The organism is Acinetobacter sp. neg1 (assembly GCF_000788125.1).
GTDB classification, from domain to species: Bacteria; Pseudomonadota; Gammaproteobacteria; order Pseudomonadales; family Moraxellaceae; genus Acinetobacter; species Acinetobacter vivianii.
Window position 1 is genome coordinate 447,995 of record NZ_JSZD01000006.1, and the last position, 21,300, is coordinate 469,294.

Sequence of the window (21,300 nt, forward strand, 5' to 3'; positions counted from 1 at the left end):
CGCTACCGTTTACAGTATTTTTGTATAAAAAAGTACGTCTCTGTTACAAGAAACGTACTTTTTAACAAATTACTTCATTTGAGCTTTAATTAAGTCACCAATAGTCTTAGGACCATTGCTTTCTGCAGCTTGAGTTGCAGCAGCTTGGCGAGCATTGTTCACAGCTTCTTTCTCTTCAGCTTCGTCTTTCGCTTTGATAGACAAGTTGATAGAGCGAGATTTGCGATCAACGTTGATGATCTTAGCTTCAACTTCTTGACCAACTTCTAAGAATTTAGTCGCATCTTCAACGCGGTCACGGTTGATTTCAGAAGCTTTAAGTGTTGCTTCGATGTCATCAGCTAATTTAACTGTAGCACCTTTAGCATCAACAGCAGTTACAGTACCTTTAACTAAAGCACCGCGCTCATTCGCAGCCAAGAAGTCATTGAATGGATCGCTGTTTAATTGCTTGATACCAAGGCTGATACGGTTGCCTTCAGCGTCAACAGATAAGATAACTGCTTCAACTGTGTCGCCTTTCTTGTAACGACGAATCGCTTCTTCGCCTTGTTCGTTCCAAGAAATATCAGACAAGTGTACTAAACCGTCGATACCACCAGATAAACCGATGAAGATACCGAAGTCAGTGATTGACTTGATCGTACCAGAAACTTTTTCGCCTTTTTCATTTGCTTTAGCAAACTCTTCCCATGGGTTAGCACGAGTTTGTTTGATACCCAATGAAATACGACGACGTTCTTCGTCAACTTCAAGAACCATAACATCAACTTCGTCACCGATCTGAACAACTTTAGATGGGTGGATGTTTTTGTTTGTGTGGTCCATTTCTGAAACGTGTACTAAGCCTTCAACGCCTTCAGCGATTTCAGCGAAGCAACCGTAGTCAGTTAAGTTAGTTACACGTGCTTTAACGATAGAACCTTTAGGGTAACGGCTCATGATCGCTAACCATGGATCTTCGCCTAATTGCTTAAGGCCTAAAGATACGCGGTTACGCTCGCGGTCAAACTTAAGTACTTTAACTGTAACTTCTTGACCAACTTCAACAACTTCTGAAGGGTGCTTGATACGCTTCCAAGCCATATCTGTGATATGTAGAAGACCATCAATACCGCCAAGATCAACGAACGCGCCGTAATCAGTAAGGTTCTTGATCGTACCTGTAACTGTTTGACCTTCTTCAAGTTGAGCAAGTAATGCTTCACGGTCAGCTGAAGATTCAGCTTCCATAACTGCACGACGAGATACAACAACGTTGTTACGTTTAGCATCAAGTTTGATTACTTTGAACTCTAACTCTTTACCTTCAAGGTGAGTTGTGTCACGGATAGGACGAGTGTCAACTAAAGAACCTGGTAAGAATGCACGTACAGGACCAATGTCAACAGTGAAACCGCCTTTAACCTTACCAGAGATAACACCAGTAACGATTTCGCCGTCTTCAAAGATTTTCTCAAGTTTAGTCCAAGTTTCAGCACGTTTCGCTTTTTCACGTGATAAAACTGTTTGACCCATACCGTTGTCAAGCGCTTCAACAACTACGTCAACAGTATCGCCAACTTGAACTTCAAGTTCACGTTGTTCATTTAAAAATTCAGCACGGTCAACAACGCCTTCAGATTTAAGGCCAGTGTCAACAGTAACCCAGTCAGAATCGATACTAACAACAGTACCTTGGATGACTGCACCCTTTTCAACGTTGAGGTTTAATTCACTTTCTTCAAAGAGGGCTGCAAAAGATTCGGTCATGATATACCTGATAAAGTCCGCGGTCTTGGATCAGACAAGGCCGGTTTAGTTAAGTTGTTACATTGTCCAAAAAATCTGATCAAGCAATGCTTCAACTGAAAATAAAAGGGTTTATCTATTGAATACAGCTATCGATATAGTCCACCATTAACTGAAACACTTCATTGATGCCTATTGTAGAACTATCAATGACATACGCGTCTTCAGCTGGCTTGAGCGGAGCAACAGTTCGCTCCATATCTCTTTTATCTCTAGCCTGTATGTTAGATAAAATGTCGCTTATTTTAGCATCAAGACCCATACCCTGCAACTGTTTTACTCTACGCTCTGCACGAGATTCAGCCGATGCAGTTAAATAAATCTTGGCTTGGGCTTCTGGAAAAATCGATGTCGCCATATCACGTCCGTCAGCAACCAGACCCGGCGCCTGAATAAATGCACGTTGACGTTCAAATAATGCTTTTCTTAATTCTGGAACAGTTGCCACTTTAGATGCATACTCACCGACCTGCTCTGTGCGAATGGTATTGGTAACATCAACGCCTTCCAGAAAAACAAGTGTTGCTGCTTCTGTAGATTTAAATTCGATATCGAGCTGTGTAGCATACTCAACACACTGCTCTAGCTTGGTATCCAGCTGATCCAACAAGCCATGTTGAAACAAAGACAGCCCAAGTAAACGATATAACGCACCAGAATCTAATAAATTAAAACCATAATGTGCGGCAATTTTTGCAGCCAATGTGCCCTTACCAGAACCACTTGGACCATCAATCGTAATAATATGAACTGTCATTCCCATCTCTTATGAAGCAACTGATTTGGCTAATTTTGAAAAACCTAGTGTAATCGCTGCTTTGAGTTGTGCAAGAACTAATTTACTTACAAAAGGTGCTTTTGCTGTAAATTCAATCTTATAAGTTACCAAAGTTACAAAAGGTGTGACTTCTTTAAAGTCAATTTGCCCCAAATGGTGTTTTACCAATGGGTTGTTGATCAACTTATACTCAATTCGTTTATTCTCTTCCAATAGCGTGATTTCTTCCTGAAGCGGTTTAATCGGACCAAATCCCATGCGGCGAATTGAACCAATCCCGTCAGGACGTTCCGGATCAGCAGAATCTTTCACACGAACCACCTGTAATGGTGCAAATGCCTTGTTATAGGTTGCGTGTTTTGACAACAAGTCAAAAACCTCAGAGATCGGTGCATTGAATTCTTTTTCTATCGTGATTGCATTACGCATAACTTCGCCTTTTGATTATATCCAAAAACATTGGAGGCTTAGTGTGCCATAACTCATGAGACATTTTTAATCATTTAAGGACGTTTTTGATGAACGGATTTTCTTCTTTTCATTTCTTCTTTGTTTGAAAAAATTACTTAACTGCAAGGAACATTGCGCTTGCAGACATCCTTGCTCAAAAACAAATTTATGATTGTAATAACCACTTTCGAGTAATTGTCTGGCACTGACCAGAGAACCCGCTTTTGGCTCAGTCGTGGCAAAAACCACACGCTTTACCCGTGCATGCACTAAAGCGCCTACACACATGGTGCAAGGTTCAAGCGTAACATACAGTGTCGTATCTTCAGGCAAACGGTAGTTATTTAAAGACTGGCACGCTGCACGTAAAGCCTGTATTTCTGCATGTGCAGTAGGATCTGAAAGTTTAATCGGTGCATTGTATCCTGCACCAATGACCTGATCATCACTAACAAGAATGGCACCGACAGGAATTTCTCCCTGTGATGCCGCTAATGCAGCCTGCTCATAGGCAAGCTGCATCCAGTATTCATCATTATGTTTTTCTACAGTCATATCAGCTTAAGCAATCACGCCATAGTGCTTCAACAACGCATTCCAGCTCTCGATATTGGTTACAGGTGCACAGTCGCCCAAAATACCTTTAAGCGTTAACTGTTCTGTTGCTTTCCATTCAGGTGATAAGTCTTTATCAACCAGACGGGCACGCACACCTTCAACAAAATCAGGATGACGGATTTTCCATTCAGAAATTTGGGCTTCTAATGCAAAGACTTCATCCCATGCATGACCTTGTTTACCCCATTGCCATAACAACCAGGTAATTGCTGCAGTGCTTGGTGAACCTTTTTGCAGGTTCTCACTTGCCTGACGTAACCAGTCACTACTTGCATCACTGAGGCCAATAATCGATTGATAGTCATATTCAAAGTTTTGCCCACGACAAACGCTATGAATTACATCAATTGAATTTTGCAAAGGACCCGCAGCAACAGGACGATGTAAGCTATTCAAGGTATCATCAATCGCACGGAAAGCACCCGCTGGATAATGATTCCAATCGACATTTAAAACCTTTTGCAGAACATTATCGCGTTGTGCTTCACAAATATGCGTTGCCCAACCTACGCTGAATGCGCCCGCTGCGGTCATAATTGAGCCAGTTAAACCAGTAAATAAACCGATTTGACCACGATCAGCAAGGAAGCGGCTTGCGCCCACATCTGGATATAAACCGATATTGATTTCAGGCATTGCCAGACGTGAATATGGAGTAACCAAACGGAATGGTGCTGCCATAAACAAGCCTAAGCCACCACCCATTACATAGCCTTCGCCCCAGACAACGATCGGTTTTGCATAATTATGTAGGAGTAAATCAAGCGCATATTCTTGCTGGAAAAATTGATTCGCTGTTTCAACTTCTTTATTGATGACAAGCTGACGTAATTTACGGACATCCCCACCTGCACAAAATGCTTTTGGTGTCGTCGAATCGAACCAGATCGCTTTAACACTTTCATCTTCATGAAAATGCTCAAATACTTTAAGCAGAGCACTTACAATCGGCTCATCTAAAGCATGCAGTGATTTAGGGCGATTAAGACGAATGATTCGCCAACCATTTTTTGCATGCTCAATAACTAAATCAGGATGATAGCTATTTAAATCGGGAGAAGTCATTATGCGTCCAATTGCCAGTCTATAGGCTCAATGCCATGTTGTTTCAAATATTGATTAGTTTTAGAAAATACTTTACAGCCAAAAAAACCACCACGGTTTGCAGCGAGTGGTGATGGATGCGCTGCTGTTAGAACAAGATGCTTGTTACGGTCGATACGTTGTCCTTTACGCTGTGCATAAGCACCCCATAAAATAAACACAATATGTTCGCGCTGCTCATTCAATACATCAATGACTGAATCGGTAAAGTCTTCCCATCCCTGTTTTTGATGTGAAGTTGGCTGTCCTGCCGCGACCGTAAGTACACTGTTGAGCAATAACACACCTTGTGCCGCCCATTTACTCAAGTCACCATGACGAGAAACAGGAACACCCAGGTCAGTATTTAATTCGTGAAAAATATTACGCAAAGATGGCGGTAATGCAACCCCTCTTTGCACAGAAAAGCTTAAACCATTGGCCTGACTTGGACCATGATAAGGATCCTGCCCCAGAATCACGACCTTCACCGCATTTAATGGTGTGGTATTCAATGCATTAAAGATCTGCTTGCTTGGTGGATAGATGACTCTTTCTGCAAGTTTTTCTTGTTGTAAAAACTCACGCAAATTATCCATTTTAGGGCTCAGAAGAAACTCTGATAATGAGATTTTCCAAGACTCGTCCAACTGAACTTTATTAAGTTTGTCCTGTTGCTGTTCAGTAAGTTGCATCAACATTCCTTGAAATAAATTCTTTTATTTAAGTGAAGAATACTTAAATATTAACTTGTAACTCTACATTCGGATTCTGGAATTTTGTTCCTTTTTTCAGGTTTTCGTACATCTGAAAGTCGCTCCATTCAGCCTGTACCTGTTCTGAAAAGACAATCTGTTCCAGACTCAATTCGCCCATTTGTGTATTTTCAATATCTTCCTGAAAACTCTGTGCATAGCCAGTATCTGTTTCATGCACAATCACTGAATACACTTCAACGTCCCCTTCACCATTCTGGGTAACAGTTGAATTTAACACTTGCTGAGCGAGATAGAAAAAGATACGCGAAAACTGTTCTGCCGATGGCGAAACGGGTAAGGAAATCCAGCGCGCACTGAATGTCTTACATGCATCAATATAAGCAGGGTCATCTTTCTGCCAAAAACAGATTGCATGATCGAAGCTATCATATAGCTCCTTAATAACGCCTTTGAGTAAGCCGAAATCATAGACCATTTGCCCATGATCCAGCTTTGACGCTTTTAATAATAATTCAACTTTATAACTATGCCCATGAATCGAACGCTTACAACGATCCGATGTACAGTTACGTACAATATGAGCATTCTCAAACTTAAACAATTTACGAATTAACATGCACCAAGCTAATCTTTATCTGCAAACGAATTTTATTATAAAGCAAAAAAACATGGATTGGGATTGATTTTAAACCTTGTCACCATTTGATTAACCAATCCAGAAATTTACTGGAAAGGTGAAAGACTTCTTGAATAAACAGTCACTTGCTTATCCTTACGTGCTAAAGAGCTGGTAAATTGACGTTTTCGTTCGCTTAAAACCACTTCAATTTGTGCAGTAAAATAGTTGGATTTACTATCCAGCAAATCAGCGGCATCAGATTTATTCTGTTCTTCTATCCCAGAAAATGCATTTAGATGCCATAAATCATCAATATTATTGAAATAAGTCAAATTCGCCCGTTTCGCTTTTAGCTCTTGCTCCACCGCTTTTACATCGACTTTTAGATCAATACTGGCCAATAACAAGGCTGGTGCCGTATTCATGTTGACCTTGGTCGCTTCAGGTAATGCCGTGACATAGGGTTTAATCAAATCATAATTCTTACCCTCAAATCCTCTGACCAGTTTCAACTCTTCTACACTGTGGAATTTGGTATTTGGCGTTAGATAAGCAGGATCCAAACCCTGATAATAACTACTCTCGGCTCCCATTGGCCCTGTGGTTTCATCATCAACATCTTGCCAGTCAATTACGGCCTGACTTAACTCAGCAGGCAAACCTACCCGTTGTAGCAATTTTTCAAACCAGCGTTGCGCGGCTTCATCCACCTTTGTTCCATCAGCTTTCACTAAATTATTAAGATTAAATTTTCCAGACTCATCAACTAAACGACCAGAAACATATCCATCCTCTACAGGAAATGGCGGCATCGGTTTTGCCCAGTTTTCCTGTAAATGGTCAATACTTTCCCCGTTATCGCTATCTTGTATCAGCAATTCCGAGAAAAATGCCTCTGCACTTTTTGCATAAAGCAGAGATTGGTTTTGACGCATTAAATAACCCGTGTTTTCGGCAGTATTGGTTTGTCGCTTGGCAATGGTCGCCGCTAGAATGGTCGCCAAAGCTACCATTACCAGAATCGTTAATAGAGCGATGCCATGTTGAGATGAATGTTTTTTCATGACATTACTGACCGCCTGCATCTGAATTATTATTGAGCAGACTATAAATCCACTCGTAGTCTGTACCAGCCACTGTCAACTGAACTTTGATTCCAAGTGGTAATTTCTTCAGTTCAGCGATATTACTTGGATCACTATTTTCAGGCCATTGCGTCGATTCTTGGGGATTCAAAACAATCACTTTAAATTGATCTACATTTTCCAATAAAGTACTTGAAACTGGCTGTACCCGATTAGGAATATTCAGATTTGAATATTTGAGGCGATAAACTTTCTTTTGTTCAGCATCATAACGATATTCAATACGCTCGTAAGGCGACAAACCTTGTTTCAGTGGGTCAGAAACACCAGCCTTGCTGAATGCAAAGTGCTGATCATTCAAGACAAGCGCAGCTTGCAACTGTCGTCCATCATTAGCTGTCAAAGGTATGATCTGCAAACTATCCCGCAAGAACTGCTGATAAGCATCCTGCAAAGCAAATAAGTGCAATTCATGTTCTGCATTACGGTCTTTTACTTTTAATAAATAGTCAAACACTTTCCAGCCCAGCATCGAAAGTACTGCAAAGATTGCAATTGCAACCAATAACTCGACCAGAGTAAATGCGCGTGTATATTTCATTATGTTCTAGCTTTGGCAGGATAGTTAAAGAACACAAGATTGGTAATCCCCGCTTCGACCTTACCTTGTTCTTTATTAAATAAACTGACTTGGAGTTCAATTCGCTGGATTTTAGGGCTGATTGTAGATTGTGCTTTTTTATCGATTTGCCAAGTTTCCCCTTGAGAGGTCACTTGCTTGGATTGTGTTCCATCCAGCCATTCTTGATTCATTTCCATCATTGCCACTTCATTCATGGCCACAAATTGTGCTTTGGTTCTTAAAATGGCATTTGATGTCGATTGCGTATATTGCATCGCTACCTTGGTTAACGCAATCGCAGCAACAGCAAAGATCGCCAACGCAACCATCACTTCTAGTAGAGTAAATCCTGAAGCAGGACTACGCCGAGCAACGCTCGGCCCTGCTGCAAGGCCGAAAGCTATGCTTGAGGTGCGAGGTTTCTGTTCTACAGCAACAGAAGAACCACTCTCTGGACAATATACTAAAGACTTAATTTTCATTGACTTTACCCAAATGATCCAGTTCTAACTCATGTCCGATCGGCTGTTGCGCATAATAAAACTGGATTCGGACAGGCTTCGTTTCACCATTTCCAAACCAGATGAGTTGAGGAGCCTTACCGCCAAGTAAATCTTCATTTTTTGCTTTGTTATAATTTGCTGTATCTAAACTTTGTATACTCAAAGACACATTATTGGGTAATTGACGCGTCTTAAACTCTTTATATAGTTGCCAAGTGCGGTCAGCCTGCTGAATCTGCTCAAGACTCTGGTCATGATATTCATAGAGGTTATAACTGAAAGGTGCAACATCCGTGGCATTTTGAGTATTTAACGCAAAAACTTTTGCCTGATCAGTGGCTTCTTTATTAATTTTTTTCAGATCAAGAATAAACATCTCTCGGGCTTGCATGGCGCGGCGTTGATCAACACCACCGATATTCAAAACCACAAGAGATGCCATAATCGTCATAATAACGATCACCACCATCACCTCAATCAGGGTAAAAGCCTTTTGCGAATGCTTTGGTGATCTCATTATCATTTCAACTATGCAAGCGCAGTTTCGACCAGCTTCGGTAATGCCAAAGCCTGCTCAATATAAGCGACACGTAAGGTATCTCGAGAACCCAGATAACGCTGATAGAAGCTCGAATTCAGGATAACGGCTGCGCCATAGGTCAAAGACCAGATCGAAGCAAGGTAATCCCGCGTCGTCATGGTACTGTTAATACCCAGCAAATAACTTTCCGTCATTCGGATAATGATACGCAAACGCTGTCTACGCACCTTATATAGCTCACTGAACAGTAATTGAATACCCTGTCCAGTGGTCGAAAGCCGCTCTTCTATCTGATGGAATAAGGCCGTACGCTCAGGATGATGCAAATGGTGCAACATAAAGAAAGCCAAATGTTCAGGAAATGCCTTTTCGGTATCCTGAATCATTTCCAATAACATGCGCTCATTACGAATAATCAGCAACATATACAGCTCATCTTTACTTTGAAAATGCTTATATAACGTGCCTTTAGCAAGATCCAGCTCAGCTGCCAACGCATCCAGCGTCATGCCTGCTTCACCATTTTCTAATAGGAGTTGCTCCGCGATTTGAAAAATTAATACTTCTCGTGCTCTAAACTGAGCTTGACGATCCATTTTCACGTAATAACTCTCTTTCCTAATACAACAAAACCGTTTATTTCAAATTTAAGAGATTTTCAAAATTTTGTGTTGTAATCATGCCAATCTCTTCAACCGATTTATCATATACATCACTTAATGCTTTTGCTACAAAAGGAACATATTTCGGTTCATTGCTTTTACCGCGATAAGGCACTGGCGCTAAATAAGGACTATCTGTTTCTATCAAAAGACGATCAAGCGGCACTTGCTTTGCCACATCCCGTAAATCCTGAGCATTTTTAAAAGAAACAATCCCAGAGAAAGAAATATAGTAACCACAATCCAAAACGGCTTTTGCTGTTTCCCAATCTTCGGTAAAACAATGCAAAATACCATGGGTAGACTGCTCTGCATGAATAATATCAATGGTATCGTGCTTGGCTGCACGGGTATGCACAACCACAGGCTTTTTCACGATTTTTGAAGCTTCAATGTGTCGGGCAAAGCAACGCTTTTGTTCCTCGACGAAATCTGTACTGTGATAATAATCCAGTCCCGTCTCACCCAAAGCCCACACTTTATCGGATTGAGCAAGATTGACGAGATAGTCTGTTGTCGCGCGCGCCATCACCTGTTCATCCTCACATGGATGAACACCGACAGAATACCCAACATCGTGATGTCGGGATGCAATTTCTGCCAACTTTATATGATCTTCAAGATCAACCGAAATGCCCATGAATTTCGAAACACCCGCAAGACGGGCTTGCTCAAGTGCCTGATCCAAGTCGCCTTGATAAGGGCTTAGATCCAACATGGTTAAATGGCAATGCGTATCAACAAACACTCTTCTATCCTATTTACTTCATAACTACATGGTATAACTTGGACGATCCAGACCTTTGGATCCGGCCAGCAATTTCTCAGCTTCATTTTTATAATACACGCCTTTTTCACCAGCAAGCTGTATTGCAAAACCTTGTGGCTTAAAATGCGTCTGTTTATGAGAAATCCAGATCACTTTTCCAGTCAATGGAATCTTTTGGGATTGTTCCGGAAGTGTTGCCAGTACAAAAACTTCCTGTCCCATTTTCACCGCTTGTTTAGTTGGCACAAATAAACCGCCGCCTTGTACAAAAGGCATATAACTTGATTGTAAGGTCGCTTTGTCTGGAATGTTGACCTGTATAATTCCGCCCATCATTTGTGGTTGCATAACTTTCCCCTGTTCAATATTGAAACACAAAATCTAGAACGTCTACTTTCGACGTATAAAACATCCGAATGTTTCCATCTGATTTATAGCCTATCTTTCGTGATCGTTCATTTAATATCTATACGTCTTATATGACTGAATTATAGAAAACAATCCTGCAAACAACAAATGATGTTTAGGTTAAATACAATTTAGGGCATTTAAAAAAGCAGCTTATTTATCACTTTTTCGAATAATACGTGCCGTAGTTTTACAACAGATGACAGCTTGAAAGAAATGATAAGAAAAATACAGATGTGATTTAGAAAAAAACCGCTCTTGTGAGCGGCTTTTTAATAATGATAAAAATAAAGTTTTTTATTTTTCAGTACATTTATAATCAAAGTCTAATTTACTAATCGCTTGATCGGTATTTCTGGCAATGACAGAAATGTTGTTGGCCCCAGCTTCAATATAAAATTTACCACTGAACTGATTTGCGCCAGCACCACGGACATGATTGAAAGAGTAGCTATATACACATTCGTAAGCTTGTGAACCCGCATTAGACGCATTAATCTGAAAAGATGATCCATTAATATTTGAAATAAACTTCGGTTCAGCCATTGCCATGCTTGGTAAAATCACAAATGACAACGCAATCGCGATAGATTTAATTTTCATCTCGATATTCCTTATTTTTTAATATTATTGTGAAGTGTTTCACATTTTATATTCTTTTTTGATCAAGGATTAAAGAGCAATGTACATTTTAGATACAATTTTTACATAAGTAATATAAAACAAGGTAATGAACTTATTTTAGAGGCAAGTTCATTCCCTGTTTTATTGAAACAATCAGTCAGCCGAGTACTTAAAGCACGATTAAGCTACATTCATCAACTGAATAAACAGCTCATCCATTACCAGTTGGGTTTGAACATTCTGCTCAACCATGCGTTTTTTCTGCTGCAAATCAGAATAGATTCCAAATAGCTGCTCAAGGTTATAACACTCGACCAAACGACTAAAATCCAGATCATCATTTTTAAGCGCCTGATTGAGTTTCAAACTAATCAAATCACCCAGCAAATACTCAAACATGGTCATAAATTCTGAAAAATTAAGCTCTTTAGACCATTTATTTGAATAGTTCAAAGGCATATTTTTTTCTGCAACCAACTTCAACCAGTCAGTAAGGAAAATAGCGCGTTTCTGCAACCATTCACTTTTTTCAATTTCAATCGCCGTTAGCGGCATATCATTGGCAAGATTCAGCAATAATGACACTTGGCTTGATGAAATTTCTGGAATTTGCTGTTTGACAAAAGTCTGCGCATCTTCAAGCGTTAAACGATCTAACGCAAAATGCTGTAATCGACTGCGAATGGTGGCAGGTAATTTCAAATAATGATCAGCAAGTAAAATCAATACGACTCGCTCACCCGGTTCTTCTAGCGTTTTCAACAAAGCATTTGCAGAGGCTGTATTTAATGCTTCCGCAGGCTCAATGACCACAACACGCCAGCCTTCACCTGTTTGTTGAACAAATGGCAGTAAGTCACGTATTTTCTCAATCTTGATTTTTGCGTTTTGTTTTTTATTTTCTTCGTCTGTAGTGATATGCACATAATTAGGATGTGTATCCGATTTTAGCCATTGGCAGCTTGTACATTCACCACAAGCAGCTTGTGCCTGTTTATTTAAACAAAGCACCCAAGCAACAAAACGTTCAGCAAACTCTTTTTTGGCGCAGCCTTTTTTGCCATAAAATAATAACCCATGTCCCAGATGAGGAAATCGTGTACTGAGAAGTTCCCAAGTCTGTGCATGCCAGGGATACAGTGTTTTCATTTGAGTATCGACCATAATCTTATTCAAATGCACTCACAGGCATTGTATTGAGACGATCTAAATCCGCCTGTGTATCTACGCCTGGGGGTAAGTTCGCTTCTGCAACATCAATCGCAATGCGATGACCATTTTCCAAAACACGTAATTGCTCTAGGCTTTCTAGTTTCTCCAGATTGCCCTGTTCCCAAGTCACGTATTCTTGCAATAATTTCACACGGTAAGCATATAGACCTAAATGACGGAAAGCCTGTGTGTGTAGCGTTGGTAAAGCTTGTTTTGCGCCGTCACGATCATAAGGAATGGTCGCACGACTAAAATAAAGCGCTTCATTACGATTGCTCATCACCACTTTCACGATGCTATCACGTTGAAATTCATCTAACTGATGGATCGGCTCGCACAAAGTAGACATTGAGCATTGTGGATTATCAATCAAAAGCTGTGTGACCTGTTGTACCAGTTGAGCAGGCAATAAAGGCTCATCACCTTGTACGTTCACAATCACATCGTCTGCTGACCAACCTTTGATACGAGCAACTTCGCTTAAACGATCCGTACCAGATGGATGCTGAGGATTGGTTAAAACCACATCCACACCTTCTGCCTGACAAACCTCTGCAATACGAGGATCATCTGTTGCTACACATAAATCATCAAAACCAGCAACTTTTTTTGCCTGATCTACCACCCGCAAAATCATTGGTCGACCATGAATAAGGAGTAATGGTTTTCCTGGCAAACGAGAGCTCGCAAAACGAGCAGGAATAACAATATGCTTCATGATAGATCTCTAAGAAAGTTGAATCCCGACCTGTTTTAATTGCTGTTTTAACAACACATAACAGTCAGGCGATAAAACTGCTTCGACGGGTACCACCCAGATCGGAATATTAAATTCAGGATGTTGCTTTAATAATGCCTTGAATTTTACGGCATCTTTTTCAGTGGTAATGATTGCATCTGGATTATCAAAACTTAAATCAGCAATTTCATAATCATGATGATCTGGAAATTCATGCGCTTGATATTGATCAACTTCGAGCTTGCTCAAGGTCTGGTAAAAACGCTGTGGGAAACCGATGCCCACCACCGCATTAAAATACTGCTTTGGATCAAACCAAGGCGTATCCAGATTGGCATTTAATAAATAAGGCTGACCTACTTCCAGATGCATGTTCTGCTTAGGTTGAGCAACTTTGGTATGTTCAATCACCGTACTGTAGTTTAGGCGTGATTTAGGCTCTCTTAAATAACCTTCTGGCAACAATTTCTCGTTCCCCAAACCACGATTTTGATCCAGTACAATCCATTCAATTTCACGTGCTAAGGCCCAGTGTTGTAAACCATCATCACTAATAATCAGATCAAGTTGTTGATTTTGCAGTAACAGTTCGATTGCCGCCTGACGATTTGGGCCAACAGCCATTGGAACTCGTGTCGACTGCACAATAAGACAAGGTTCATCACCAGCAGCATCAGGTTCGGAGGATTGAGTAACCAAGAGCGGAAAAGGCCCTTCGGCCCCATAACCACGACTGATCACACCGACTCGAAGGCCCTGCTGTTGCAAGTATTTGACCAACTGGATCAATAAAGGTGTTTTACCGCTACCACCGACCGTAATATTACCAATCACCATGACTGGGACTGGTGCTTTATAGACTTTTTTTAGACCATTTTTATAAAGTGCCTGATTGGTACAAAAGCCCAATCGGTACAACCATGACAGTGGGCGCAACACCACCAACCATGAAGCCTGTTCATTCCAGGCATCCTGAATACGTTGCGCCATCGACATGCTTAATCTTCCTCAAAATTACGTTGATGTAATTGATAATACATACCATGCTTAGCCAACAGCTCAGCGTGGGTACCCTGCTCAATAATCTGGCCTTTGTCCATCACCACGATCAGATCCGCATTTTCAACAGTCGATAAACGGTGTGCAATCACGATGGTAGTACGACCTTGCATCGCTTCATCAAAGGCTTGTTGGATAAAGTATTCAGATTCATTATCCAGCGCACTGGTTGCTTCATCTAAAATCAAGATTGGAGAATCTTTAAGAATTGCACGGGCAATCGCAATACGTTGACGCTGACCACCGGAAAGATTTAAACCTTGTGCACCCAGAATCGTGTCATAGCCTTGTGGCAGATTCATGATGAAGTCATGTGCATAAGCTGCTTTCGCTGCGGCAATCACCTGCTCATCACTTGAATCTTGTAATTGACCATAAGCAATATTGTCACGTACTGAACGGTTAAATAGTACAACTTGCTGATTCACTGTGGCAATTTGAGAACGTAAATAAGCCAGCTCAATTTCTTTGACAGCAATGCCATCATAATAAATCTGACCTTCACTTAGCTCTTGAAAACGTGGCAGCATGTTAACCAATGAGGTCTTACCCGCACCAGAACGCCCAACCAAAGCAACAGTTTGTCCTGCTTTGATGGTTAAAGAGAAATCTTTAATGGCATGTGTACCATCTTCATAACGTAAGTTCGCATGATCAAATTGAATATTGCCTTTTAAAACAGGTTTCAACTGACCATCGTTGACTTCTTCAGGTAAATCTAACAACTCAAATACTGAGTGTGCTGCAGCCAAACCGCGTTGCAGTTTTTCATTGATATCAGTCAAATTCTTTACAGGTTTAGAGATCAAACCAGCAGCGGTAATGAATGAAATGAACTCACCCGCAGAGGTATCTCCAAACACTTGTGGACGTAGCGCTAACCAAAGGATGATTGCCATTGCCATCGACAACAAGAGCTGAATGATTGGGCTATTGATATTTTGCACCACAACCATTTTCAAACCACGACGTAAGTTTTCTTCAGAAGACTTATAAAAGCGCTTCTGCTCAAACTCTTCGCCAGTAAAGCTTTTCACAACCGAGTTTGCGGTAATGGTTTCTTGTACCACATGGTTCACATCACCCATGGTATTTTGTACTTGAATAGAGAGCTTACGCATCTTCTTCGATGCGATTCTGACCAGAATACCAATAAACGGCATGAAAACGACGATACACAGGGTTAAACGCCAATTGGTATAAAGTAGATAACTCAACAAACCAATAACAATCAAACCATCTTTAATCAAAGTCTGCAAAGACTCAGAGGATGCCGCGGTGAGCTGCTCAACGTTATACATCAGCTTTGCGCTGATATGACCCGCACTGTTATCAAGATAATACTGAGCTGGCAGTCTTAAAAGTTTTGCATACACTTCCTGACGAATACTGAATACCAGACTCCGCGAAATCACCGCTGAGAAATATCCACCGAGGAATAAACCTACGCCACGGAAGAACATTAACAAGACGATGAGTGCAGGAAACCAGTCCAGATTCTCACGACTACCACTTTGAATTGCATCGATAATGTATTTAAGCAACTTTGCCACAGAAACTTCTGTGGCAGCGTTGATACCAAAACCAAGCAAGACAAATAAGGCAACGCCCCAATAAGATTTTAAATACGATATTAAGCGGACATAAACCTTAAAATCTTGATTCACTCAGTAAAACCTCTAGTTGGAACTTTAGTGCTGATATTGACGTTCATAAAGCCAAGCTGGCCTGCCACATCCATCACCCGAATCACATCTTGATGAGTGGCTTTCGCATCAGCAGCAATAATAAACATCAAATCGCGACGATCTTGAGCAACCTGCTTGATCGCAGTACTTAAATCGGCAATATCTTTACTGGATAAAGCCTGACCATTCACAGCATAATGCCCTGTGGAGTCTACCATGATTTCAATTTTGTGATCGAACTGTTTAGGCGGAACCCCTTGTGCATCGGGCAGTGTCAGATTTATACGACTTTGTTGACTAAAAGTCGTGGATAATAATAAAAACACCAAAATAAATAACATACAGTCAATCATTGGTGTCAAATTAATATGAATATCTTCAACTTGAGAACGTTTAAATTTCATGATGCCACCTCGGCTCAGCTTGCACGACGGTGTTCTTGTAAAGGAGACGCTTTTTTATAGAAAAGTGCAGCATGAAATAAAGTCGATTGCTGTTCCAACTCTGCAATATATTCATGCACGACACGTTGAAAATAACGATAGGCAATCATTGCAGGAATCGCAATCAGCATCCCCACGGCTGTAGTAATCAAGGCTTTTGAAATCCCAGGCATCATCATGCTGGCATTGCCCGCAGAACCGACATCAATCACCAAAAATGATTCAATAATCCCCAGTACGGTACCGAGTAAACCCAGTAAAGGTGCAATTGCACTCAATGTACCAAGGAAATTAATATTCTTTTCTAAGGCGCTGATCTCTTGCGAAGCAGTGGCTTCCATTTGCGCACGGGCAAATTGTTCACCCTGATCCTGATGATCATAACCTGCTTTTAAAATACGTCCGAGTGGACTTTTCAATGCTTCATCTTGCTCGAGCTGTGCAATCATAGTATCAGCATCTGTCGCATTGACCAGTAAAGCCTGAGGTAAAACTTGTGATCGCTTTAAACGAATATATCGTTCAATCGTAATCGCAACCGTAAAAATTGATGACAGAATAAGGGGCAGCATCAACCAGCCACCCGCTTTCACAAGTTCCCACATATTATTCCCCAATAATATTTAAAATATAAAAGGACGTATCCTAAATATTAGTTAGGTAAACAAATATTGAGGATTCCATCCAACTCATCCAATGAGTGGTAGTGAATGACCATTTTCCCTTTACCTTTCTGGTTATGGTCAATTTTTACATTTGCTCCGAAACGTTCTGAGAGTTTCTGAGTCAATTGTTCAATGTCAGGAGAAATCTGAGCCTTTTCCTTTTCAGGTTTTGGTTCACTCCACTCACGTACTAACTGTTCAGTTTGACGTACCGATAAACCTTTTTCAATCACGATTTGCGCAACTGAAATCTGGTCTTTGGTTTTTAACGCAAGAATGGCACGCGCATGTCCCATATCAATTTGACCTTGTTGCATCAGGTCTTTAATCGGATCAGCAAGACTCAAAAGGCGCAATAAATTGCTCACGGTGGTACGTGCCTTACCGACGGTATCGGCAATTTCCTGATGACTTAAACCGAACTCATCATGGAAACGCTGTAAAGCCATTGCCTGATCAATTGGATTTAAATCCTGACGCTGAATGTTTTCAATTAACGCTAAAGCAATGGCAACCTGATCATTTAAATCACGCACAATCGCAGGAATTTCAGTCAAACCCACCAACTGTGCAGCGCGCCAACGACGCTCACCGGCAATAATTTCGTATGGTTGCTGCTCATCGTCGACAGGACGAATGACAATCGGTTGCATCACACCATGTTTTTCAATCGATGCTGCAAGCTCTTGTAAGTCTTGTTCATGAATAAAGCGACGTGGCTGATATTCACCACGTTTTAATAAATTGACATCAATTTGCTTGAGTTGACCATGATCCAAGGCCTGTGCTTCAAGTTGCAATTTCTCTTTTTGAATTGAACCTAATAGCGCATCTAAACCACGACCTTTAGCCAATCCGCGTTTTTTGATGCTCATACAGCACTTCCTTTTTTCACTTTACTTTTCTTCAATATTTCTGCAGCGAGATTCAAATATGAAATAGCGCCTTTAGAACTTTTCTCAAAATAGATCACAGGTAAACCATGTGCTGGCGCTTCCGCCAAACGGATATTACGAGGAATCACTGTCTCGTATAACTTTTTACCAAAATACTGCTCTAATTCGGCAGACACATCACGTGTCAATGCATTACGAGCGTCATACATGGTACGTAATACCCCTACAATTTCCAAGTTTGGATTAAGGGCTTTTTGTATACGGTCAATGGTTTGCGTCAGATCAGCCAAACCTTCCAGTGCATAGTATTCACATTGCATTGGAATAATCACACCATTTACGGCAGCTAAGGCATTGACAGTAATCAAGCTGAGGCTTGGCGCACAATCAACAATGATATAATCAAAAGAAGATTCTACTTCCTGCAAAGCATTTTTAAGAATGAACTCACGCCCTTCCTGTTCTGCAATTGCAAGCTCTACCCCAGCAAGTTCACGGTTCGCACCTAAAACCTTATAACCGACTTCTGCTTTCTGAATCGCAGTTTCAATCGGCACTTCACCCAGCAATACATCTGTCACCGAGTACAGTAAATCATTCTTTTGAATGCCAGACCCCATGGTGGCATTCCCTTGTGAGTCCATATCAACCAACAAGACACGTTTTTTCAAGATCGCCAAAGAGGCAGCAAGATTGACTGCTGTCGTGGTTTTCCCTACACCACCTTTTTGGTTTGCAATCGCAATAATTTGAGCCATGATTACCCTTAATATTTTTATTGAATACGTTGAAGTAAAAGTAAATGACGTTGTTCATCTAATCTCGGGACACGAAGTTCAATGATCTTACATGAATACTCATCTTTCATTTGCTCAATTTCATCAGTTGGAATCAAGCCTTTCATTGCAGCAATAATACTCTGCTCATGCATATATGGTTGTGCGGCATCGACAAAGTCGGTTAAAGACGCAAATGCGCGACTTGTAATGACATCGAACTGACCCAGCTCACCAATACTATCTTCATTTTCAACACGTGTTTGAACTGCAATTACATTTTGCAGTTTCAAGTCAGCAATAAACTGCTTCAGGAAACGAATTTTTTTCCCGTTCGAATCCAAAAGGACACAAGAACGTTCTGGTTGGCATAATGCAATGATCATGCCTGGCATTCCACCACCCGTTCCTACATCTAATAAACGACCTTGCGGCAAATCATTCAAGATACTTAAGCTATCTAATAAATGTTTAACCAGCATTTCTTTCGGCTCACGAATAGCCGTTAAATTATATGCCTTATTCCACAGCACCAGAGCATCTTGATATTTCAATAAGAGTGTTAGGGTGTCCTCACTCAGGTTCAGACCCAGAGCTTGACTACCTTGCTTTAATTCTTGAAAAAAAGGATGCATAACAGTGCAACATCTCGATAAATTTGCTGTGCAGTATACCGATTTCTGATACAAGGCACAGTAGGACTTGTTGAACGATTATGCAGTTAATCATTTACAAGCATGATAAACTGCACAATCCATTAAGTTTTTGTCTTTTCTTAGGCAAATCAAAGATAGACAAAGCAATTTTTGTTATACGAAAGCGCCTTGCTTGATTTGTTGATCAAGCTGTTCTAGACGCTCAGGCGTTCCTACATCGACCCAGATCGCCTGCATCTTTTCAGCTGAAACTAGCTGCTGTTGCATCGCCTGTTTCAATAAAGGTGCCAAAGGTCGCTTGCCATTTTCCAGCCCAGTAAACATGTGTGGCGCTAAAACAGCAACACCGCTATAGGTTAAGGCTTCCCCCAACTGTTCCTGCTCAAAAGTATAAGCTAAATCATTTGCCAGGATGAAGTCTCCTTTTAAATGTTGAGGCGGGTTTTCGACCAAAACCAAATGCGCCTGCTTATCATCTAACTGAACATTTAACAGCGTTGAAAAGTCCATCGTTGTCCAGACATCCCCATTCACCAAAATGAACGGTTCCTCACCCAGCAATGGCAAAGCATTGATGATGCCGCCTGCTGTTTCCAGACCTTCGCCTTCGTGTGACCACAAGATAGTGACACCAAATTGCGAACCATCACCCAAAGCAGCAACAAGCTTATCGCCTAACCAAGCCGTATTGATCACAATCTCTGTGACGCCAACCTTCTGCAACTTTTCAATATGCCAGACAATCAGCGGTTTCCCACCGACTTCGAGCAAAGGCTTTGGCGTATGTAAAGTCAGTGGACGCATGCGATTGCCTAAACCAGCAGCAAGAATCATCGCTTTCATTATGCTGCAACCTCGTAATCACCATATTGCGCAATAAACTTAGGCATGACAACGTCACGGATAAATTGCATAAAGTCATTTAACTCATCATAACCCTGGCTTTCTTCAAGTAAATACCACATCACTCGCGGTAAATCTTTTAAGTAACCTGATTTTCCATCGCGTTCGAATAAACGGACAAAAATACCTAAAATCTTGATGTGACGTTGAATCGCCATCAGATCTGCATCACGCTTGAACTGCTCAAAACTACGATTTTCTTTGGCAGAAGCTGGTAATAAGTTATAGAACACTTCAAACCATTGATAAACACGCTCAGCATTCCATTGCACGTAGGCGTCACGCGTAATAGAAATCAGATCATAAGTATCTGCGCCAATCACAGCATCCTGAAAATCAATCACCCCTAATTCTTGTTCATCCTCAATTTTCATTAAATTACGACTATGAAAATCACGATGTACAATTACTTGCGGCTGCTGAGTTGCTTCGATCGCCAGAAAATCAAATGCTTGTTCAATGGTTTCCAACTGCTGCTCTGTCGGCTGAATCTTTAATGAAGGCAACATCCATTCAGTTAGCAAACGCATTTCAGTCATGAGCTTTTCATACGAATAAGCTGGCAAATGAGCCTGCCCATCAACCTGTTGCAGTTCAATCAACTGTTTAAAGCTTTGAGCATAATACTCATCTACTGTTTTATCATTCAGTAATGTTGATAGCACCACATCACCAAAATCTTCCAGTAGCAATAAACCTAATGTCAGGTCTTTGGCAATGATATGCGGAACACGCACACCATTTTTATCAAAGAACTCATCGATATTTACAAATGGTGCACAATCTTCTTTTTCAGGCGGCGCATCCATGAGCATATATGTTTTGTTTTGTAACTTAATTCGCGCATAACGACGAAAGCTTGCATCTCCTGCTAAAAAGTTGATCTCGAATTGATCAGATTGGAGAGTGGCTTGAAGCCAAGTTTGTATCAATTGTTCACGTTGTGTATTCATTTGCAATAAAATCTAAAACTAGCTGAGATTTTGAAAGC

At 40.9% G+C, this 21,300-nt stretch carries 26 protein-coding genes; all 26 read right to left on the reverse strand.

Annotation, left to right across the window (positions count from 1 at the left end; all coding sequences use genetic code 11):
- Positions 1–69: 69 nt before the first annotated feature.
- Positions 70–1,752, reverse strand: coding sequence for a 30S ribosomal protein S1 (gene rpsA / locus PJ15_RS03120; RefSeq protein ID WP_004772497.1), 1,683 nt, complete (start codon positions 1,750–1,752; stop codon positions 70–72).
- Positions 1,753–1,867: 115 nt separating this feature from the next.
- Positions 1,868–2,548 carry a (d)CMP kinase gene (cmk, locus tag PJ15_RS03125; protein ID WP_047427871.1) on the reverse strand — a complete coding sequence of 227 codons (681 nt, stop codon included), beginning with the start codon at positions 2,546–2,548 and terminating at the stop codon, positions 1,868–1,870.
- Positions 2,549–2,557: 9 nt separating this feature from the next.
- Positions 2,558–2,998 carry an SRPBCC family protein gene (locus tag PJ15_RS03130; RefSeq protein ID WP_047427874.1) on the reverse strand — a complete coding sequence of 147 codons (441 nt, stop codon included), beginning with the start codon at positions 2,996–2,998 and terminating at the stop codon, positions 2,558–2,560.
- Positions 2,999–3,064: 66 nt separating this feature from the next.
- Complete coding sequence (gene tadA, locus PJ15_RS03135) at positions 3,065–3,574, reverse strand: tRNA adenosine(34) deaminase TadA (protein WP_047427876.1); 510 nt, start codon at positions 3,572–3,574, stop codon at positions 3,065–3,067.
- A 6-nt stretch (positions 3,575–3,580) separates the two neighbouring features.
- Complete coding sequence (locus PJ15_RS03140; protein ID WP_171067027.1) at positions 3,581–4,705, reverse strand: enoyl-CoA hydratase/isomerase family protein; 1,125 nt, start codon at positions 4,703–4,705, stop codon at positions 3,581–3,583.
- Complete coding sequence (ung, locus tag PJ15_RS03145) at positions 4,702–5,415, reverse strand: uracil-DNA glycosylase (RefSeq protein WP_047427878.1); 714 nt, start codon at positions 5,413–5,415, stop codon at positions 4,702–4,704. Before ung ends, PJ15_RS03140 begins: the two co-directional genes overlap by 4 nt.
- A gap of 43 nt (positions 5,416–5,458) precedes the next feature.
- Positions 5,459–6,055: a 6-pyruvoyl trahydropterin synthase family protein gene (locus PJ15_RS03150; protein ID WP_047427881.1), complete on the reverse strand. Its 597-nt coding sequence runs from the start codon at positions 6,053–6,055 to the stop codon at positions 5,459–5,461.
- Between the two features lie 107 nt (positions 6,056–6,162).
- Entirely contained in the window at positions 6,163–7,122 is a 960-nt protein-coding gene (gene gspK / locus PJ15_RS03155) for a type II secretion system minor pseudopilin GspK (RefSeq protein ID WP_047429135.1), read from the reverse strand.
- 4 nt (positions 7,123–7,126) lie between these two features.
- Positions 7,127–7,744 carry a type II secretion system minor pseudopilin GspJ gene (gspJ, locus tag PJ15_RS03160; RefSeq protein ID WP_047427884.1) on the reverse strand — a complete coding sequence of 206 codons (618 nt, stop codon included), beginning with the start codon at positions 7,742–7,744 and terminating at the stop codon, positions 7,127–7,129.
- The gene (gspI, locus tag PJ15_RS03165) at positions 7,744–8,169 is read right to left on the reverse strand and encodes a type II secretion system minor pseudopilin GspI (RefSeq protein ID WP_227504687.1); all 426 of its coding nucleotides are present in this window, start codon (positions 8,167–8,169) and stop codon (positions 7,744–7,746) included. The genes gspJ and gspI overlap by 1 nt, the downstream gene beginning before the upstream one ends.
- Before the next feature lie 67 nt (positions 8,170–8,236).
- A complete protein-coding gene (locus PJ15_RS03170; protein WP_047427887.1) occupies positions 8,237–8,785 on the reverse strand; it encodes a Tfp pilus assembly protein FimT/FimU in 549 nt (182 codons plus the stop codon).
- An 11-nt stretch (positions 8,786–8,796) separates the two neighbouring features.
- Positions 8,797–9,405 (reverse strand): TetR/AcrR family transcriptional regulator, encoded by a 609-nt coding sequence (locus PJ15_RS03175; RefSeq protein WP_004772516.1) that lies wholly within the window; start codon positions 9,403–9,405, stop codon positions 8,797–8,799.
- A 40-nt stretch (positions 9,406–9,445) separates the two neighbouring features.
- Complete coding sequence (locus tag PJ15_RS03180) at positions 9,446–10,219, reverse strand: TatD family hydrolase (protein ID WP_047427890.1); 774 nt, start codon at positions 10,217–10,219, stop codon at positions 9,446–9,448.
- A 24-nt stretch (positions 10,220–10,243) separates the two neighbouring features.
- Positions 10,244–10,588, reverse strand: a complete 345-nt coding sequence (locus PJ15_RS03185) for a PilZ domain-containing protein (RefSeq protein WP_004772519.1) — start codon at positions 10,586–10,588, stop codon at positions 10,244–10,246.
- A gap of 357 nt (positions 10,589–10,945) precedes the next feature.
- The gene (locus PJ15_RS03190) at positions 10,946–11,251 is read right to left on the reverse strand and encodes a hypothetical protein (protein ID WP_004772520.1); all 306 of its coding nucleotides are present in this window, start codon (positions 11,249–11,251) and stop codon (positions 10,946–10,948) included.
- Between the two features lie 201 nt (positions 11,252–11,452).
- Entirely contained in the window at positions 11,453–12,436 is a 984-nt protein-coding gene (locus tag PJ15_RS03195) for a DNA polymerase III subunit delta' (RefSeq protein ID WP_047427893.1), read from the reverse strand.
- A gap of 4 nt (positions 12,437–12,440) precedes the next feature.
- Positions 12,441–13,202, reverse strand: a complete 762-nt coding sequence (gene kdsB, locus PJ15_RS03200) for a 3-deoxy-manno-octulosonate cytidylyltransferase (RefSeq protein ID WP_047427897.1) — start codon at positions 13,200–13,202, stop codon at positions 12,441–12,443.
- Positions 13,203–13,211: 9 nt separating this feature from the next.
- The gene (lpxK, locus tag PJ15_RS03205) at positions 13,212–14,219 is read right to left on the reverse strand and encodes a tetraacyldisaccharide 4'-kinase (protein ID WP_047427900.1); all 1,008 of its coding nucleotides are present in this window, start codon (positions 14,217–14,219) and stop codon (positions 13,212–13,214) included.
- Positions 14,220–14,221: 2 nt separating this feature from the next.
- A complete protein-coding gene (gene msbA, locus PJ15_RS03210; RefSeq protein WP_005257920.1) occupies positions 14,222–15,949 on the reverse strand; it encodes a lipid A export permease/ATP-binding protein MsbA in 1,728 nt (575 codons plus the stop codon).
- The gene (locus PJ15_RS03215; RefSeq protein ID WP_005257922.1) at positions 15,946–16,374 is read right to left on the reverse strand and encodes an ExbD/TolR family protein; all 429 of its coding nucleotides are present in this window, start codon (positions 16,372–16,374) and stop codon (positions 15,946–15,948) included. Before PJ15_RS03215 ends, msbA begins: the two co-directional genes overlap by 4 nt.
- A 14-nt stretch (positions 16,375–16,388) precedes the next feature.
- Positions 16,389–17,018: a MotA/TolQ/ExbB proton channel family protein gene (locus tag PJ15_RS03220; RefSeq protein WP_047427903.1), complete on the reverse strand. Its 630-nt coding sequence runs from the start codon at positions 17,016–17,018 to the stop codon at positions 16,389–16,391.
- 47 nt (positions 17,019–17,065) lie between these two features.
- A complete protein-coding gene (locus PJ15_RS03225; RefSeq protein WP_047427906.1) occupies positions 17,066–17,953 on the reverse strand; it encodes a ParB/RepB/Spo0J family partition protein in 888 nt (295 codons plus the stop codon).
- Positions 17,950–18,732, reverse strand: coding sequence for a ParA family protein (locus PJ15_RS03230; RefSeq protein WP_047427907.1), 783 nt, complete (start codon positions 18,730–18,732; stop codon positions 17,950–17,952). The genes PJ15_RS03225 and PJ15_RS03230 overlap by 4 nt, the downstream gene beginning before the upstream one ends.
- A 17-nt stretch (positions 18,733–18,749) precedes the next feature.
- Positions 18,750–19,385: a 16S rRNA (guanine(527)-N(7))-methyltransferase RsmG gene (gene rsmG / locus PJ15_RS03235; protein WP_047427910.1), complete on the reverse strand. Its 636-nt coding sequence runs from the start codon at positions 19,383–19,385 to the stop codon at positions 18,750–18,752.
- Between the two features lie 174 nt (positions 19,386–19,559).
- A complete protein-coding gene (murU, locus tag PJ15_RS03240) occupies positions 19,560–20,249 on the reverse strand; it encodes an N-acetylmuramate alpha-1-phosphate uridylyltransferase MurU (protein WP_047427913.1) in 690 nt (229 codons plus the stop codon).
- Positions 20,249–21,262, reverse strand: coding sequence for an aminoglycoside phosphotransferase family protein (locus PJ15_RS03245; RefSeq protein ID WP_047427917.1), 1,014 nt, complete (start codon positions 21,260–21,262; stop codon positions 20,249–20,251). The genes murU and PJ15_RS03245 overlap by 1 nt, the downstream gene beginning before the upstream one ends.
- Between the last annotated feature and the right edge of the window lie 38 nt (positions 21,263–21,300).